Source organism: Vibrio fujianensis (assembly GCF_002749895.1).
GTDB lineage: Bacteria > Pseudomonadota > Gammaproteobacteria > Enterobacterales > Vibrionaceae > Vibrio > Vibrio fujianensis.
The window spans coordinates 57688-58517 of record NZ_NBUS01000041.1; the positions used below are offsets into that span (position 1 = coordinate 57688).

Here is an 830-nt window from a genome sequence, read left to right on the forward strand (position 1 = left end):
TATAGACAGGCTTATGTGATTGGGGGTAAGCGAACGTAGCCAACACCCCAGCAGATTCAAGTAGGAAGGGGATAAAGTCGATGCATAATCATCAGGCATGGAGCAAAAAATGGACGATCTCTCACCCTCCGATCTTAAAGTCATCCTGCACTCAAAGCGCGCCAATATGTATTACCTTGAATACTGCCGCGTGATGCAAAAAGATGGCCGTGTGCTCTATTTAACCGAAGCAGACAAAGAAAATCTCTACTTCAATATCCCGATTGCCAATACCACCGTACTCATGCTCGGCAACGGCACCTCCATTACTCAAGCGGCCATGCGCATGCTCTCACAGGCTGGCGTATTGGTCGGGTTTTGTGGTGGCGGCGGTACGCCACTGCACATGGCTTGCGAAGTAGAATGGTTTACGCCGCAAAGCGAATATCGCCCAACCGAATACTTACAAGGCTGGCTCTCATTCTGGTTTGATGATCAAAAGCGCTTGGCCGCCGCCAAACAATTTCAAAACGCACGAATTGATTACTTGCAGCGCGTTTGGCGATCAGACCGAGAATTAACCCTTGAAAAATTCAATGTTCAAGATGAAGTAATACAGCAATCCCTTGATACTTTCCACCAACGTACTGAAGCCGCGAATAAACCAGCCGATCTGCTCCTCACGGAAGCGCAGCTCACCAAAGCCCTGTACAAGTACGCTGCCAATAATACGGGGAAAGAAGACTTTACGCGTCAGCATCAGCCGGATAAAAAATCCACCGATAAAGCCAATGACTTTTTGAATCATGGTAACTATTTAGCTTATGGACTCGCGGCAAGTTGCTTGTGGG

Annotated in this window: 1 protein-coding gene; it reads left to right on the plus strand. The window is 48.0% G+C overall.

Annotated features, from left to right (window positions below; translation table 11 throughout):
• Positions 1-109 precede the first annotated feature (109 nt).
• The coding region (gene cas1f / locus B7C60_RS07595) for a type I-F CRISPR-associated endonuclease Cas1f (protein ID WP_245868863.1) at positions 110-830 on the plus strand (721 nt) is incomplete at its 3' end.